The sequence below is a fragment of the Pseudomonas sp. RC10-4-2 genome (genome assembly GCF_050433085.1).
Taxonomy (GTDB): Bacteria; Pseudomonadota; Gammaproteobacteria; order Pseudomonadales; family Pseudomonadaceae; genus Pseudomonas; species Pseudomonas aeruginosa.
Window position 1 is genome coordinate 1211251 of the sequence record NZ_JBNPXX010000001.1, and the last position, 15348, is coordinate 1226598.

11 protein-coding genes and 5 tRNA genes are annotated in these 15348 nt (G+C 62.5%); 12 read left to right on the top strand and 4 right to left on the bottom strand.

Going from position 1 to position 15348, the window contains the following annotated elements:
* Positions 1-22 precede the first annotated feature (22 nt).
* The 5 genes from FHW81_RS05695 to FHW81_RS05715 all read left to right on the top strand — a co-directional run bounded on the left by FHW81_RS05695 (position 23) and on the right by FHW81_RS05715 (position 5864).
* On the top strand, positions 23-1153 hold the full coding sequence (locus FHW81_RS05695) for a glycosyltransferase family 4 protein (protein WP_003122254.1): 1131 nt from the start codon (positions 23-25) through the stop codon (positions 1151-1153).
* Positions 1150-2112, top strand: coding sequence for a UDP-glucose 4-epimerase family protein (locus FHW81_RS05700; RefSeq protein WP_016253165.1), 963 nt, complete (start codon positions 1150-1152; stop codon positions 2110-2112). Before FHW81_RS05695 ends, FHW81_RS05700 begins: the two co-directional genes overlap by 4 nt.
* The gene (locus FHW81_RS05705) at positions 2112-3149 is read left to right on the top strand and encodes an MraY family glycosyltransferase (protein WP_003452706.1); all 1038 of its coding nucleotides are present in this window, start codon (positions 2112-2114) and stop codon (positions 3147-3149) included. The genes FHW81_RS05700 and FHW81_RS05705 overlap by 1 nt, the downstream gene beginning before the upstream one ends.
* Before the next feature lie 197 nt (positions 3150-3346).
* Entirely contained in the window at positions 3347-5344 is a 1998-nt protein-coding gene (locus FHW81_RS05710; protein ID WP_003122257.1) for a polysaccharide biosynthesis protein, read from the top strand.
* 190 nt (positions 5345-5534) lie between these two features.
* Positions 5535-5864: a ComEA family DNA-binding protein gene (locus FHW81_RS05715; protein ID WP_003104586.1), complete on the top strand. Its 330-nt coding sequence runs from the start codon at positions 5535-5537 to the stop codon at positions 5862-5864.
* A gap of 72 nt (positions 5865-5936) precedes the next feature.
* Here FHW81_RS05715 and FHW81_RS05720 read toward each other — a convergent pair.
* Positions 5937-6012 (bottom strand) — tRNA-Asn (locus FHW81_RS05720).
* A gap of 68 nt (positions 6013-6080) precedes the next feature.
* Positions 6081-7277 (bottom strand): amino acid aminotransferase, encoded by a 1197-nt coding sequence (locus FHW81_RS05725; RefSeq protein ID WP_003104588.1) that lies wholly within the window; start codon positions 7275-7277, stop codon positions 6081-6083.
* Between the two features lie 187 nt (positions 7278-7464).
* On the opposite strand from FHW81_RS05725, the gene uvrB reads away from it, so the two are divergent.
* The gene (uvrB, locus tag FHW81_RS05730; protein ID WP_003104590.1) at positions 7465-9477 is read left to right on the top strand and encodes an excinuclease ABC subunit UvrB; all 2013 of its coding nucleotides are present in this window, start codon (positions 7465-7467) and stop codon (positions 9475-9477) included.
* Between the two features lie 3 nt (positions 9478-9480).
* Here uvrB and FHW81_RS05735 read toward each other — a convergent pair whose 3' ends face one another.
* Positions 9481-10980, bottom strand: a complete 1500-nt coding sequence (locus FHW81_RS05735; protein WP_003130539.1) for an MDR family MFS transporter — start codon at positions 10978-10980, stop codon at positions 9481-9483.
* Between the two features lie 49 nt (positions 10981-11029).
* Positions 11030-12064 carry an HlyD family secretion protein gene (locus FHW81_RS05740; RefSeq protein ID WP_003091421.1) on the bottom strand — a complete coding sequence of 345 codons (1035 nt, stop codon included), beginning with the start codon at positions 12062-12064 and terminating at the stop codon, positions 11030-11032.
* Between the two features lie 102 nt (positions 12065-12166).
* Here FHW81_RS05740 and FHW81_RS05745 point away from each other — a divergent pair, with 102 nt between their 5' ends.
* From FHW81_RS05745 to FHW81_RS05770, 6 genes are all read left to right on the top strand, one after another.
* Positions 12167-13087, top strand: coding sequence for a LysR family transcriptional regulator (locus tag FHW81_RS05745; RefSeq protein ID WP_003091419.1), 921 nt, complete (start codon positions 12167-12169; stop codon positions 13085-13087).
* A gap of 37 nt (positions 13088-13124) precedes the next feature.
* Complete coding sequence (gene gltX, locus FHW81_RS05750) at positions 13125-14609, top strand: glutamate--tRNA ligase (protein WP_003104596.1); 1485 nt, start codon at positions 13125-13127, stop codon at positions 14607-14609.
* Between the two features lie 201 nt (positions 14610-14810).
* Positions 14811-14886: transfer RNA gene (locus FHW81_RS05755), tRNA-Ala, on the top strand.
* Between the two features lie 48 nt (positions 14887-14934).
* Positions 14935-15010 (top strand) — tRNA-Glu (locus tag FHW81_RS05760).
* 93 nt (positions 15011-15103) lie between these two features.
* Positions 15104-15179 (top strand) — tRNA-Ala (locus FHW81_RS05765).
* 46 nt (positions 15180-15225) lie between these two features.
* A tRNA-Glu gene (locus FHW81_RS05770) sits at positions 15226-15301 on the top strand.
* Positions 15302-15348 lie beyond the last annotated feature (47 nt).

Consider the following 15348-nt stretch of genomic DNA (forward strand, 5'->3'; position numbering starts at 1 on the left):
TAAAACGCATCGAGGAGTTTGCATGAAGCCGGTATTGTTGATGATAGTGAACGACCCGGCTTTCTTCATGTCTCACCGTTTACCGGTCGCTGTCGGAGCCCAGCAGGCTGGTTTCCAGGTGCATATCGCCACACGCCCTGGTGACGCGGTGAAAAAGATCGTCTCCCAAGGTTTTCTGCATCATGAATTGCCACTGTCCAGAAGCGGAAAAAATCCTTTTTCAGAGCTGTATCTGCTGACTTATGTCTGGCGCCTTTTGTGGAGATTGCGGCCTGATGTTTTACACCTGGTTACCATCAAGCCGGTAATCTATGGCGGTATCGCCGCACGCTTGGCGCCGGTGAAGGGGGTCGTGGCGGCCGTTTCGGGACTTGGTTTCGTTTTCATGGCCAAGGGTCTGAAGGCCTGCGCGTTTCGTGCCTGTGTCGCCTGGCTTTATCGGCGGGCTTTGGGCAAGAAAAAGTTGCGTGTCATCTTTCAAAATCCCGATGATCGGGACGCGCTGATCGGCCTGGGTGCGATCACTTTTGAAAAGTCCGTCCTGATTCGCGGTTCGGGGGTCGACCTGACGCAGTACCAGCCGGCCCCGGAAAGCCCCGAAACGCCGGTGGTCACATTGGCGGCTCGGTTGCTCAGGGACAAGGGTGTGCTGGAATTCGTCGAAGCGGCAAATATCCTTAGGCAGCGCAGCGTACCGGCACATTTTCAACTGGTCGGAGACCTGGATCCTGGGAACCCCACCAGTATCGAGCCGTCCGAACTAGAGCGTTGGCGTAGCGAGGGCACGATCGAGTGTCTTGGTTATCGCCAGGATATCGCGTCTGTCTTCGCCCGTTCGCATATAGTCGTTCTGCCTTCTTATCGTGAAGGGCTTCCTAAGGTCCTGGTCGAGGCGTCGGCGTGCGGGCGTGCGGTTGTGACGACCGATGTACCGGGTTGCCGGGATGCAATCCAGGCTGATGTTACGGGCCTGCTCGTGCCGGTGCGTGATTCTGCTGCTCTGGCGGATGCCATTCAGCGTCTTATCGAGTCGCCAGAGTTGCGCAAGAAGATGGGAGCTGCTGGGCGAGCGTTGGCAGAGCGTGATTTTGCGATCGAAAGTATCGTCCAACAGCACCTGGATATTTATCGGGCACTAGGGAGCGGAGCTTGACGCGACATAATGTATTGGTAACGGGGGCAACCGGATTCATCGGGGCCGCGCTGGTCAATAGTCTCTGTTCTTCCGGGCAGTACAAGGTTTGGGCCGGGTGCCGCCGAAGAGGTGGGGCCTGGCCTCGAGGGGTTACTCCCTTGCTTCTGGGTGAACTGGGCAGTTCTGTTGTCTGGGATGCGGAGTCGGCCATCGATACGGTGGTTCATTGCGCTGCCCGCGTGCATGTCATGAGCGAGACGGCCTCCGATCCGCTCGTCGAGTTCCGCAAGGCCAACGTTCAGGGGACACTTGATCTGGCCCGGGAGGCCGTATCCCGGGGAGTGCGGCGTTTCATCTTTATCAGCTCGATAAAGGTCAATGGCGAGGGAACTGAGCCCGGTCGGCCCTATACTGCGGACAGTCCGCCCAATCCTGTCGATCCCTATGGCGTTTCCAAACGGGAAGCGGAGCAAGCGCTATTGGATCTGGCGGAAGAGACCGGACTGGAGGTTGTGATCATCCGACCGGTCCTGGTTTATGGTCCAGGGGTCAAGGCCAACGTACAGACCATGATGCGCTGGCTGAAGCGCGGCGTGCCCCTCCCTCTAGGGGCTATTCATAATCGGCGTAGTCTGGTGTCGCTGGATAATCTTGTCGACCTCATCATCACCTGCATCGAGCATCCGGCTGCGGTCGGGCAAGTTTTCCTCGTAAGCGACGGTGAGGATCTTTCCACCACCGAGTTGCTGCGGAGAATGGGACGCGCCTTGGGCGCTCCCGCTCGCCTGCTGCCTGTTCCCGCCAGTTGGATCGGTGCAGCGGCGAAAGTTCTGAACAGGCAGGCATTTGCTCGCCGCCTGTGCGGCTCATTGCAAGTCGATATCATGAAAACCCGCCAAGTGCTTGGCTGGACTCCGCCGGTAGGGGTGGACCAGGCATTGGAGAAAACCGCCCGCTCTTTCCTGGATCGCCAATGATGAATCTATGGTTGTTGTTGCCGGCGGTTGCCGCTCTTTCCCTGCTGTTGACCGCCGGCTTGCGCCGTTACGCGATTGCCCGCAGCTTGATCGATGTACCCAATGCTCGAAGTTCTCACCAGGTGCCGACGCCTAGGGGGGGCGGTGTCGCTATCGTGCTCTCCTTCCTGCTGGCAGTGCTGCTTGCGGCGATATTGGGCGCGGTGAAACCGGATCTGGCCACTGGTATCCTGGGGGCGGGTATTGGGATCGCATTGCTGGGCTTCCTCGACGATCATGGCCATATCGCTGCCCGTTGGCGTTTGCTCGGCCATTTCGCCGGTGCTTGCTGGCTGCTGTACTGGCTTGGAGGTTTGCCTGCATTGGCCTTTTTCGGCCTTGTGGTCGATCTGGGGTGGGTTGGACACATAGCTGCGGCGTTCTATCTGGTATGGATGCTCAATCTCTACAATTTCATGGACGGTATCGATGGGATTGCCAGCGTTGAGGCTGTGTGTGTGTGCGTTGGCGCTGCCCTGCTTGTCGTGGTCAGTGGTGTAGGTTCCGATGAGGCATCCCAGGGCGTTTGGTTGGCGGCGCTGCTGGCAGCCGCGGTGACGGGGTTCCTTTTCTGGAATTTCCCTCCTGCGCGGATCTTCATGGGGGATGCTGGTAGCGGTTTCTTGGGGGTTATCATTGGTGGCCTTTCCCTGCAAGCCGCATGGGTCTCGCCGCAACTCTTCTGGGGTTGGCTCATCCTGCTGGGGGTATTCATTGTTGATGCCACCCTGACCTTGTTGCGCCGGTTGCTGCGGGGAGACAAGGTTTATGAGGCGCATCGCAGTCACGCATACCAGTATGCTTCTCGTCATTACGGGCGTCATCTTCCTGTTACCCTGGCAGTGGGAGGCATCAACATCTTCTGGTTGTTGCCACTGGCACTGCTTGTCGCAGCGGGGAAGATCGACGGCATGCTTGCTTTGTTGATTGGCTACCTGCCTCTGGCGTTCCTGGCGCTCCGTTTTAAGGCCGGAGTCCTGGAATCACGCGCTGCTTGAATGTCCCGGTTGGCTGGAGGCGCGGGACGATTTTCCGGGAACGTATAATATGAAAGGAATGTGCAAGCGATGATCAGTAGTGACTACTGCCGATAGCGTGATTTGGGTTCCGGAATGGTATTTGCCAGACCAAGGAAATGGACTGCCCGGACTTGTTCGGGTGGATGCGGGTGCAGTGAAGGGGGCTGATTAATAGGATGTTGGATAACTTGCGTGGACGCCTCCTGGGATTGCCGCGCCGCCAGAAGCGCATTCTTCAGGTTGCGACGGACATCGGCCTGGTGTGGCTTTCATTGTGGCTGGCTTTCCTGGTGCGTCTCGGCACCGAAGACATGATCGATCCGTTCGGGGATCACGCCTGGCTGTTCATAGCGGCGCCTCTAACCGCCATCCCGCTCTTCATCCGCTTCGGCATGTACCGGGCGGTGATGCGCTACCTGGGCAACGACGCCCTTATCGCGATCGCCAAGGCCGTCACCATTTCCGCGCTGGTCCTGTCGTTGCTGGTCTACTGGTACCGCTCCCCGCCGGCGGTGGTGCCCCGTTCCCTGGTGTTCAACTACTGGTGGTTGAGCATGCTGCTGATCGGCGGCTTGCGTCTGGCCATGCGCCAGTATTTCATGGGCGACTGGTACTCTGCTGTGCAGTCGGTACCATTTCTCAATCGCCAGGATGGCCTGCCCAGGGTGGCCATCTATGGCGCGGGGGCGGCCGGCAACCAGTTGGTTGCGGCATTGCGTCTCGGTCGGGCGATGCGTCCGGTGGCGTTCATCGATGACGACAAGCAGATCGCCAACCGGGTCATCGCCGGTCTGCGGGTCTATACCGCCAAGCATATCCGCCAGATGATCGACGAGACGGGCGCGCAGGAGGTTCTCCTGGCGATTCCTTCCGCCACTCGGGCCCGGCGCCGAGAGATTCTCGAGTCCCTGGAGCCGTTCCCGCTGCACGTGCGCAGCATGCCTGGCTTCATGGACCTGGCCAGCGGTCGGGTCAAGGTGGACGACCTGCAGGAGGTGGACATCGCTGACCTGCTGGGGCGCGACAGCGTCGCACCGCGCAAGGAGCTGCTGGAACGGTGCATCCGCGGTCAGGTGGTGATGGTGACCGGGGCGGGCGGTTCTATCGGTTCGGAACTCTGTCGGCAGATCATGAGTTGTTCGCCTAGCGTGCTGATCCTGTTCGAGCACAGCGAATACAACCTCTACAGCATCCATCAGGAACTGGAGCGTCGGATCAAGCGCGAGTCGCTTTCGGTGAACCTGTTGCCGATCCTCGGTTCGGTGCGCAATCCCGAGCGCCTGGTGGACGTGATGCGTACCTGGAAGGTCAATACCGTCTACCATGCGGCGGCCTACAAGCATGTGCCGATCGTCGAGCACAACATCGCCGAGGGCGTTCTCAACAACGTGATAGGCACCTTGCATGCGGTGCAGGCCGCGGTGCAGGTCGGCGTGCAGAACTTCGTGCTGATTTCCACCGACAAGGCGGTGCGGCCGACCAATGTGATGGGCAGCACCAAGCGCCTGGCGGAGATGGTCCTTCAGGCGCTCAGCAACGAATCGGCACCGGTGCTGTTCGGCGATCGGAAGGACGTGCATCACGTCAACAAGACCCGTTTCACCATGGTCCGCTTCGGCAACGTCCTCGGTTCGTCCGGTTCGGTCATTCCGCTGTTCCGCGAGCAGATCAAGCGCGGCGGCCCGGTGACGGTCACCCACCCGAGCATCACCCGTTACTTCATGACCATTCCCGAGGCGGCGCAGTTGGTCATCCAGGCCGGTTCGATGGGGCAGGGCGGAGATGTATTCGTGCTGGACATGGGGCCGCCGGTGAAGATCCTGGAGCTCGCCGAGAAGATGATCCACCTGTCCGGCCTGAGCGTGCGTTCCGAGCGTTCGCCCCATGGTGACATCGCCATCGAGTTCAGTGGCCTGCGTCCTGGCGAGAAGCTCTACGAAGAGCTGCTGATCGGTGACAACGTGAATCCCACCGACCATCCGATGATCATGCGGGCCAACGAGGAACACCTGAGCTGGGAGGCCTTCAAGGTCGTGCTGGAGCAGTTGCTGGCCGCCGTGGAGAAGGACGACTACTCGCGGGTTCGCCAGTTGCTGCGGGAAACCGTCAGCGGCTATGCGCCTGACGGTGAAATCGTCGACTGGATCTATCGCCAGAGGCGGCGAGAACCCTGAGTCATCGTTCTCCGGAAAAGGCCGCCTAGCGGCCTTTTTTGTTTTCTCCGTACGATGTTTCCGGTGCCGGACCAGGAAGCGACTGCTTTGCTGGGGCTGTCGATCCAGGTGCGTTCCACGGCGATAAGGTGGTTTCGTGGATGGGCATGAAGCCCTCTACGTAGTCATTCATCTCTGAAGGAGTGCACCCATGCACCTAATCAAATCCGCTCTGCTTCTCATCCTGTTCGCCTGTCTTCCGTTTTCGGCTTCCGCCGCACCGGTCGCCGTCGCCAAGAATCCGCTGGCCGCAACGACACCTGCGACGACCGTGTCGCCGGGGGAGCAGGTCAATATCAATACGGTCGACGAGGCCGCCCTGATACGGGGGCTCAACGGTGTCGGCGAGGCCAAGGCCAGGGCGATCCTCGAGTATCGTGCGGCCCATGGTCCGTTCGTCTCGGTGGATCAACTGCTGGAAGTGAAAGGGGTAGGCCCGGCGTTGCTGGAGAAGAACCGGGCGCGGATCGTCATCGAGTGAGGTGCGACTGAAGGGGCGAACTTTCGTCCCGATAACGAAAAAGCCCCCGGCATGTGCCGAGGGCTTTGAATTTGGCTCCGCGACCTGGACTCGAACCAGGGACCCAATGATTAACAGTCATTTGCTCTACCGACTGAGCTATCGCGGAACAGCGAGGCGTATGTTACTGATTAAAAAGGGGAAGTCAAGCCTCTCCCGATGACTTCCCCATTTTCCCTACAGGACCTGGACGATGGCCTTGGTGATGGTCTCCAGGTTCGATTTGTTCAGCGCGGCGACGCAGATACGGCCGGTGCTGACGGCGTAGATACCGAACTCGGTCTTCAGGCGCTCGACCTGGTCGGCGGTCAGGCCGGAATAGGAGAACATGCCACGTTGGCGACCGACGAAGCTGAAGTCGCGCTTGGCGCCGTGGGCTGCCAGTTGCTCGACCATCGCCAGGCGCATGTCGCGGATGCGGTCGCGCATCTCGCCCAGTTCCTGCTCCCAGAGGGCCCGCAGTTCCGGGCTGTTGAGCACGGAGGAGACGACGCTGGCGCCGTGGGTCGGTGGGTTCGAATAGTTGGTGCGGATCACTCGCTTCACCTGGGACAGCACGCGGGCCGATTCATCGCGGCTTTCGGTTACGATCGAGAGGGCGCCGACGCGTTCGCCATAGAGCGAGAAGGATTTGGAGAACGAGCTGGAAACGAAGAAGCTCAGGCCCGACTGGGCGAACAGGCGCACCGCGGCGGCGTCTTCCTCGATGCCGTTGCCGAAGCCCTGGTAGGCGATGTCGAGGAACGGCACGTGGCCCTTGGCCTTGAGCACGTCCAGCACCTGTTTCCAGTCGTCCAGCTCGAGATCGACGCCGGTCGGATTATGGCAGCAGGCGTGCAGAACCACGATCGAGCGGGCCGGCAGGGCATTCAGGTCTTCCAGCAGGCCGGCGCGGTTCACGCCATTGCTGGCGGCGTCGTAATAGCGGTAGTTCTGCACCGGGAAGCCGGCGGCTTCGAACAGTGCGCGGTGGTTTTCCCAGCTCGGGTCGCTGATGGCCACGGTGGCGTCGGGCAGCAGGCGCTTGAGGAAGTCGGCGCCGAGCTTGAGCGCGCCGGTGCCGCCGACGGCCTGGGTCGTGACCACACGGCCGGCGGCCAGCAGCTCGGACTCGTTACCGAACAGCAGTTTCTGTACGCCCTGGTCGTAGGCGGCGATCCCTTCGATCGGCAGGTAGCCGCGCGGCGCGTGGGCCTCGATGCGGGCCTTCTCGGCAGCCTGCACGGCACGCAACAGCGGAATGCGCCCCTCCTCGTTGTAGTACACGCCCACGCCCAGGTTGATCTTGCCCGGACGGGTATCGGCGTTGAAGGCTTCGTTCAGGCCAAGGATGGGATCACGCGGTGCCATTTCGACGGCAGAAAACAGACTCATTTTGCGGCTGCTCGGAGTGTGAAGAGAGGAGGGCAACGCAACCCGTTATGCGGGGGCGCAAAGGGTTGCGCAAACGGGGGGTTATTATAGACACCCCTTGATGCATGCGGCGACATTTAGGTGCATGCTTTCAGCTATTTCTGACGCCGGATTTTCCTTGGCGTCACAGCTCCCTGCGAGGTTTTTCATGGATACGTTCCAACTCGACTCGCGCTTCAAGCCCGCCGGCGACCAGCCGGAAGCCATCCGGCAGATGGTCGAGGGGCTGGAGGCGGGGCTTTCGCACCAGACCCTGCTGGGGGTGACGGGCTCTGGCAAGACTTTCAGCATCGCCAACGTGATTGCCCAGGTGCAGCGCCCGACCCTGGTCCTGGCGCCGAACAAGACCCTGGCGGCCCAGCTCTACGGGGAGTTCAAGACGTTCTTCCCGCACAATTCCGTGGAGTACTTCGTTTCCTACTACGACTACTACCAGCCGGAGGCCTACGTACCGTCTTCCGATACCTATATCGAGAAGGACTCCTCGATCAACGACCATATCGAGCAGATGCGCCTGTCGGCGACCAAGGCGCTGCTCGAGCGTCCGGATGCGATCATCGTCGCCACCGTGTCGTCCATCTACGGCCTCGGTGATCCCGCGTCCTACCTGAAGATGGTCCTGCACCTGGACCGCGGCGACCGCATCGACCAGCGCGAACTGCTGCGGCGACTGACCAGCCTGCAGTACACCCGCAACGACATGGATTTCGCCCGTGCGACTTTCCGTGTGCGTGGCGATGTGATCGACATCTTCCCGGCCGAATCCGATCTCGAGGCGATTCGTGTCGAGTTGTTCGACGACGAGGTGGAAAGCCTCTCGGCCTTCGATCCGCTCACCGGCGAGGTGATCCGCAAGCTGCCGCGCTTCACCTTCTACCCCAAGAGCCACTACGTGACCCCGCGCGAGACGCTGCTGGAGGCGGTCGACCAGATCAAGGCCGAACTCAAGGAACGCCTGGACTACCTGCGCAACAACAACAAGCTGGTGGAAGCGCAGCGCCTGGAGCAGCGCACCCGTTTCGACCTGGAGATGATCCTCGAACTGGGCTATTGCAACGGCATCGAGAACTACTCGCGCTATCTTTCCGGGCGGGCCCCCGGCGAGCCGCCGCCGACGCTCTATGACTACCTGCCGGCCAACTCGCTGCTGGTTATCGACGAATCGCACGTCAGCGTTCCGCAGGTCGGCGCGATGTTCAAGGGCGACCGCTCGCGCAAGGAGACCCTGGTGGAATACGGTTTCCGCCTGCCTTCGGCGCTGGACAACCGGCCGCTGCGCTTCGAAGAGTGGGAGGCGGTGAGTCCGCAGACCATCTTCGTCTCCGCTACCCCGGGCCCCTATGAGGCGGAACATGCCGGGCGGGTCATCGAGCAGGTGGTGCGTCCCACCGGGCTGGTCGATCCGGAGATCGAGGTACGCCCGGCGATGACCCAGGTGGATGACCTGCTCTCGCAGATCCGCCAGCGTGTGGCCAAGGACGAGCGGGTGCTGGTGACTACCCTGACCAAGCGCATGGCCGAGGACCTCACCGATTATCTCGGCGATCACGACGTGCGGGTGCGCTACTTGCACTCGGACATCGATACCGTCGAGCGAGTGGAGATCATCCGCGACCTGCGCGCCGGTGCGTTCGACGTGCTGGTGGGGATCAACCTGCTGCGCGAAGGCCTGGACATGCCCGAGGTGTCGCTGGTGGCGATCCTCGACGCGGACAAGGAAGGCTTCCTGCGCTCGGAGCGCTCGCTGATCCAGACCATCGGTCGTGCCGCGCGCAACCTGCACGGCAAGGCGATCCTCTACGCCGACAACGTCACCGGCTCGATGCAGCGTGCGATCGACGAGACCGAGCGGCGTCGGGCCAAGCAGATCGCCTTCAACGAAGCCCATGGCATCGTGCCCAAGGGGGTGCGCAAGGACATCAAGGACATTCTCGAAGGCGCCGTGGTGCCCGGCGCGCGCGGCAAGCGCAAGGGCGTGGCCAAGGTGGCGGAGGAGAGCGGGCGCTACGAGAACGAACTGCGCTCGCCGAGTGAGATCAGCAAGCGCATCCGCCAACTGGAGGAAAAGATGTACCAGTTGGCCCGCGACCTGGAGTTCGAGGCGGCGGCGCAACTGCGCGACGAGATCCAGACGCTGCGCGAGCGCCTGGTCAACGTCTGAACCTCAGTGAGCCCCGGCGTCGGCGCGGGCGCCGATGCCGGCCGGCAGCGAGCGGGTCAGCAGCACCGCGAGCATGCTCACTGCGAGCACCATGCCGATGACATGGAAAGCATCGTTGTAGGCCATGATCATCGCCTGCTGGTGGGTGATCTCGCTGAGTTTGCCCAGCGCCGCCTGCTGGCTGCCCAGTTGCGCGGCGAGTTGCGCGAGGCGTTCGTCGACCTGCGGGTTGGTCGGCACCAGGGCTTCGCGCAGATAGTCGAAGTACACCTTGGCGCGACTGTCGAGCAGGGTCGCGAGCAGGGCGATGCCGATGGCGCCGCCGAGGTTGCGCAGGATGTTGAACAGGCTCGAGGCCGAGCCGGCATCCTGTGGCTGCAGGTAGGCGGTGGCGATCAGCGAAATGGTCACCATGATCATCGGCTGGCCGAGGGCGCGCAGTAGCTGGATCTGGTTGAACTGCGGTCCGGCGAAGTCCGGGTTGAGCACTCCGGAGAAGAAGCTGGCAAGGCCGAACAGGCCGAAGCCGGCGGCGCAGAGCAGGCGCGGCGAGACCAGCTTCATCAACTTCGGGACCAGCGGGATCAGGAACAGCTGGGGAATGCCCATCCACATGATCACCTCGCCGATCTGCATGGCGTTGTAGCCCTGGATTTGCGCCAGGTACAGCGGCAGTACGTAGATCGAGCCGTACAGGCCCATGCCCAGACCGATGCTGGAAATGCTCGCGAGGCCGAAGTTGCGGTTGCGCAGGATGCCCAGATCGATCAGCGGGTTCGGCCGCGACAGCTGCAGAATGACGAACAGGACCAGGCTGAACAGGGCGACGCTGCCGAGGCTGACGATCAGTTGCGACTCCAGCCAGTCCTTGCGGTGACCTTCCTCGAGGAAGACCTGCAGGCAGCCCAGGCCGATGCCGAGGGTGACGATGCCGGCGTAGTCGGTACTCTTCAGCAGTTCCCAGTGCGGCGCCTTTTTCTCCAGGCCGTAGAGCAGCCCGGCGATCATCAACAGGCCCGGCGGCACGTTGATATAGAAGATGTATTCCCAGCCGAAGTTTTCCGTCAGCCAGCCTCCCAGGGTCGGTCCGATGGAGGGCGCGAAGGTGGCGGTGATGGCGAACAGCGCCATGCCCTTCGGACGGTGGTGTTCCGGCAACTTGACCAGGGCCAGGGTGAACGCCAGCGGAATCAGCGCGCCGCCGGTGAAACCCTGCATGGCGCGGAACACGATCATGCTTTCCAGGTTCCAGGCGAACGAGCAGAGCAGCGAGGACACCAGGAAGCCCACCGAGATCATCACCGCCAGGCGCCGTGCCGAGAGCAGCTGCACCAGCCAGGCGGTCATCGGGATCATGATGATCTCCGCCACCAGGTAGGAGGTGGAGATCCACGAGCCTTCCTCGAGGGTCGCCGCCAGCGCGCCCTGGATGTCCTTCAGCGAGGAGTTGGTGATCTGGATGTCGAGCACCGCCATGAATGCGCCGAGCATGGCGCTGAGCACCGCGATCCAGTCGCGCCGGGTCGGTTCGCCAAGCGGCCGGGCCAGCGCCTCAGCGGTCACGGAGCTCGACCTCGGCTTCGACGGACATGCCGGGGCGGATGCGGCCATGCAGCGGGTTGTCGGCCTCGAACACGATCTTCACCGGGATGCGTTGCACCACCTTGGTGAAGTTTCCGGTGGCGTTGTCCGGTGGCAGCAGGCTGAACTGCGCGCCGGAAGCGGCGAACAGGCTATCGATGCGGCCGTCGATAGGCGTGTCGGGGAAGGCGTCGAAGGTCAGGCGCGCCTTCTGCCCGTCGCGCATGCGGCCGACCTGGGTCTCCTTGAAGTTGGCCTGGACCCAGATGTCTTCGTCCGGCACCAGTGACAGCAAATGGGTACCAACCTGCACGTACTGGCCGTTGCGTGCGCTGCGCTGGCCGACCAGGCCGTTGATCGGCGAATGGATCAGGGTGCGTGACAGGTTGATTTCGGCTTGCGCCAGTTCGGTTCGGGCGCTGGCGATCTGCGCTTCCAGGCGCTTGATCTCGGCGCCCAGGGTGTCGCGCTGGACGCGTTGTGCCTCCAGGTCGGCGCGGGCCTTGGCCAGTTGCGAGCGGGCCACGTGGTTGTCGGCGGTGAGGGTGGTGACCCGTTCCTCGGAAACGTAGCCGGGCTTGCGCAGGGCTTCGGCGCGGTTCAGGTCGATCTGTGCGCGGCCGAGGGTTGCCTGGCTGGCGTTGACGTCGGCGGCGCTGGCGGCGATCAGGCTGCCCTGCTGCACCAGCTTGCTGCGCGCCTGGGCCAGTTCCGCCTCGCGGGTGGCCAGCGCGGCCTGGGCGCGCTCGACGGCGAGCTTGAAGTCGGCGTCTTCCAGGCGTACCAGTAGCTGCCCCTTGTCCACGTGCTGGTTGTCGCGCACCAGGACTTCCTCGACCCGCGCGCCCAGCTGGCTGGCCACCCGCGTGATCTCGCCCTGGACGTAGGCGTTGTCGGTGCTTTCCACGTGGCGGCCGATGAACCACCAGTGGAGGAAGAAGGCCAGGGCGATCAGGCCGACGGCCACCAGGAAGACGGTCAGGCGACGTTTGAGTTGGGCGGGCATGGGTGGAGTGTTCCGTCGGCAAAATTCGGCCAATCTAGCAGTGTTCCGCCGGACGTTATAGGCGCTACACTTCGGACTCTTTGTTGCTTATAGGGAACAATAATGGGGCTTGATGATGCGCTGATCTTCACCCGCGTGGTGGAGTACCACAGCTTCACCCAGGCCGCGCAGAGCCTGGGCATGCAGAAGTCCACGGTGAGCCGGCGCATCGCCCTGCTGGAGGAGCGCCTGGGCGTGCGCCTGCTCAATCGCACCACCCGCAAGTTGCGCCTGACCGAAGTAGGGCAGGCCTACTACGAGCGCTGCCGGCAGATCATGCACGATTTCGCCGAGGCCGAGCAGGCGGTCATGCAGTTGCAGCAGGCGCCGTCGGGATTGCTGCGGATCACCTCGCCGATAGAGTTCGGCCAGATGTTCCTCGCCAGCCTGCTGGGCGACTTCATGCGTCAGTACCCGCAGATCACCGCCGAGGTTGAGCTGGCCTCGCGCAGCGTCGATCCGCTGCAGGAGGGCGTCGACATCGTGATCATGGTCGGCCAGCCGGAGGATTCCACCCTGGTGGCCCGTCGCCTGCTCTCTACCAGCCGCTGGCTCTGCGCCAGCCCCGACTACCTGGCGGCGCACGGCACGCCGACATCGGTGGCCGAGCTTGCCGGGCATCGCGCGGTCCTTCTGTCCACCGACTCCCAGCGCTACTGGCCGCTTTCCGGAGACAGCCTGCCCTGCCAGCGGGTGCTGTCCTGCAACAACATCACCTTCGCCCGCGAGGCGGTGGTCGCCGGTGCCGGCATTGCCGCGCTACCGGCGCTGATCTGTGCGGAGAGCGTGCACAGCGGGCGTCTGGTGCGTTTGCTGGCGGACGTGCCGTTGCCGGTCGGCGAACTGTATGCGGTCTATCCTTCGCGGCGTTTCCAGGCGATGAAGGTCAAGGCCTTCCTCGATTTCCTGATCAGCCGCCTGCCGGCCGACACCGGTCGTTTACTGGAGCCGGAGGCGGCCCGCCTGATAACATCGCGCCCCTGAATTTCCGTTTTAACTTCCGCTTGGCAAGAGAGTCTCCATGACCACTGTTCGTACTCGCATCGCCCCGTCGCCGACGGGCGACCCGCACGTCGGTACCGCATACATCGCGCTGTTCAACCTGTGCTTCGCGCGTCAGCACGGCGGTCAGTTCATCCTGCGCATCGAGGACACCGACCAGCTGCGTTCGACGCGGGAGTCCGAGCAGCAGATCTACGACGCCCTGCGCTGGCTCGGCATCGAATGGGACGAGGGCCCGGACGTCGGCGGCCCGCATGGCCCGTACCGGCAGAGCGAGCGCGGGCATATCTACAAGAAGTATTCGGACGAACTGGTCGAGAAGGGCCATGCCTTCACCTGCTTCTGCACGCCCGAGCGCCTCGATGCGGTTCGCGCCGAGCAGATGGCGCGTAAGGAAACCCCGCGCTACGACGGCCACTGCATGCACCTGCCGAAGGATGAGGTGCAGCGCCGCCTCGCCGCCGGCGAGTCCCACGTCACCCGCATGAAGGTGCCGACCGAGGGCGTCTGCGTGGTGCCGGACATGCTCCGCGGCGATGTCGAGATTCCGTGGGATCGCATGGACATGCAGGTGCTGATGAAGGCCGACGGCCTGCCCACCTACTTCCTCGCCAACGTGGTCGACGACCACCTGATGGGCATCACCCACGTCCTGCGCGGCGAAGAGTGGCTGCCGTCGGCGCCCAAGCTGATCAAGCTCTACGAGTATTTCGGCTGGGAGCAGCCGCAGCTGTGCTACATGCCACTGCTGCGCAACCCGGACAAGAGCAAGCTGTCCAAGCGCAAGAACCCGACCTCTATCACCTTCTACGAGCGCATGGGCTACCTGCCGCAGGCGCTGCTCAACTACCTCGGGCGGATGGGCTGGTCGATGCCGGACGAGCGCGAGAAATTCACCCTCGCCGAGATGATCGAGCATTTCGACCTGTCGCGCGTCTCCCTGGGCGGACCGATCTTCGACCTGGAGAAGCTCTCCTGGCTGAACGGGCAGTGGATCCGCGAGCAGTCCGTGGAGGAGTTCGCCCGTGAGGTGCAGAAGTGGGCGTTGAATCCCGAATACCTGATGAAGATCGCTCCGCACGTGCAGGGACGGGTGGAGAACTTCAGCCAGATCGCGCCGCTGGCCGGATTCTTCTTCAGCGGCGGGGTGCCGCTGGACGCTTCGCTGTTCGAACACAAGAAGCTCGATCCGACCCAGGTCCGCCAGGTCCTGCAACTGGTGCTGTGGAAACTCGAATCCCTGCGCCAGTGGGAGAAGGAACGCATCACCGGCTGCATCCAGGCTGTCGCCGAACACCTCCAGCTCAAGCTGCGCGACGTGATGCCGCTGATGTTCCCGGCCATCACCGGGCATGCCAGCTCGGTTTCGGTGCTGGACGCCATGGAGATCCTTGGCGCCGACCTGTCGCGTTATCGCTTGCGCCAGGCCCTGGAGCTGCTGGGCGGGGCGTCGAAAAAGGAAACCAAGGAGTGGGAGAAGATCCGCGACGCCATTCCCGGCTGACCGGCTTTCTCCCACAGTCGATGACGAGGCCCGCCCAGTTGCGGGCCTCGTTTTTGGGGGAGGGGAGGTAAGTGATTGTTCTTCCGGTAAAATTTTTTAGGTTTCGATGAAAAATAATGTTGACAGCCTCAAGCCTCGCCCTTAGTATGCGCCCCGTCTTCACGACGAACTCAACGAAGTGAAGCGATCCAGCGGTACTTTGGGGCTATAGCTCAGCTGGGAGAGCGCTTGCATGGCATGCAAGAGGTCGACGGTTCGATCCCGTCTAGCTCCACCAAATTGCCGGGAATACGCGGTTGGTTTTGCGGATTCCTACGAAGGTTTCGTCCCCTTCGTCTAGTGGCCTAGGACACCGCCCTTTCACGGCGGTAACAGGGGTTCGAGTCCCCTAGGGGACGCCACTTCATGTTCATCCGTCCCAGCAATGGATGAACATGTCGACGACCGGAAGGTTGTCGAAGCGATCGGAAGATCGCCCGCCTGATGGCGAATTCGGGGCTATAGCTCAGCTGGGAGAGCGCTTGCATGGCATGCAAGAGGTCGACGGTTCGATCCCGTCTAGCTCCACCACATTCCAAGGCCAGCATCGCTGGCCTTACTTTTCGAAGGTTTCATTGTCCCCTTCGTCTAGTGGCCTAGGACACCGCCCTTTCACGGCGGTAACAGGGGTTCGAGTCCCCTAGGGGACGCCACTTTTTCCCGCTCTGCGGGGCTCTATAGGGCCATTCCGAATTGGAAT

Excerpts from the sequence above, each read along its gene's own strand:
- FHW81_RS05745 (WP_003091419.1), top strand. The coding sequence starts at position 12,167 with ATGGGGCTTGATGATGCGCTGATCTTCACCCGCGTGGTGGAGTACCAC.
- FHW81_RS05710 (WP_003122257.1), top strand. The coding sequence starts at position 3,347 with ATGTTGGATAACTTGCGTGGACGCCTCCTGGGATTGCCGCGCCGCCAG.
- FHW81_RS05695 (WP_003122254.1), top strand. The coding sequence starts at position 23 with ATGAAGCCGGTATTGTTGATGATAGTGAACGACCCGGCTTTCTTCATG.
- FHW81_RS05725 (WP_003104588.1), bottom strand. The coding sequence starts at position 7,277 with ATGAGTCTGTTTTCTGCCGTCGAAATGGCACCGCGTGATCCCATCCTT.
- uvrB (WP_003104590.1), top strand. The coding sequence starts at position 7,465 with ATGGATACGTTCCAACTCGACTCGCGCTTCAAGCCCGCCGGCGACCAG.
- FHW81_RS05740 (WP_003091421.1), bottom strand. The coding sequence starts at position 12,064 with ATGCCCGCCCAACTCAAACGTCGCCTGACCGTCTTCCTGGTGGCCGTC.
- FHW81_RS05705 (WP_003452706.1), top strand. The coding sequence starts at position 2,112 with ATGAATCTATGGTTGTTGTTGCCGGCGGTTGCCGCTCTTTCCCTGCTG.
- gltX (WP_003104596.1), top strand. The coding sequence starts at position 13,125 with ATGACCACTGTTCGTACTCGCATCGCCCCGTCGCCGACGGGCGACCCG.
- FHW81_RS05715 (WP_003104586.1), top strand. The coding sequence starts at position 5,535 with ATGCACCTAATCAAATCCGCTCTGCTTCTCATCCTGTTCGCCTGTCTT.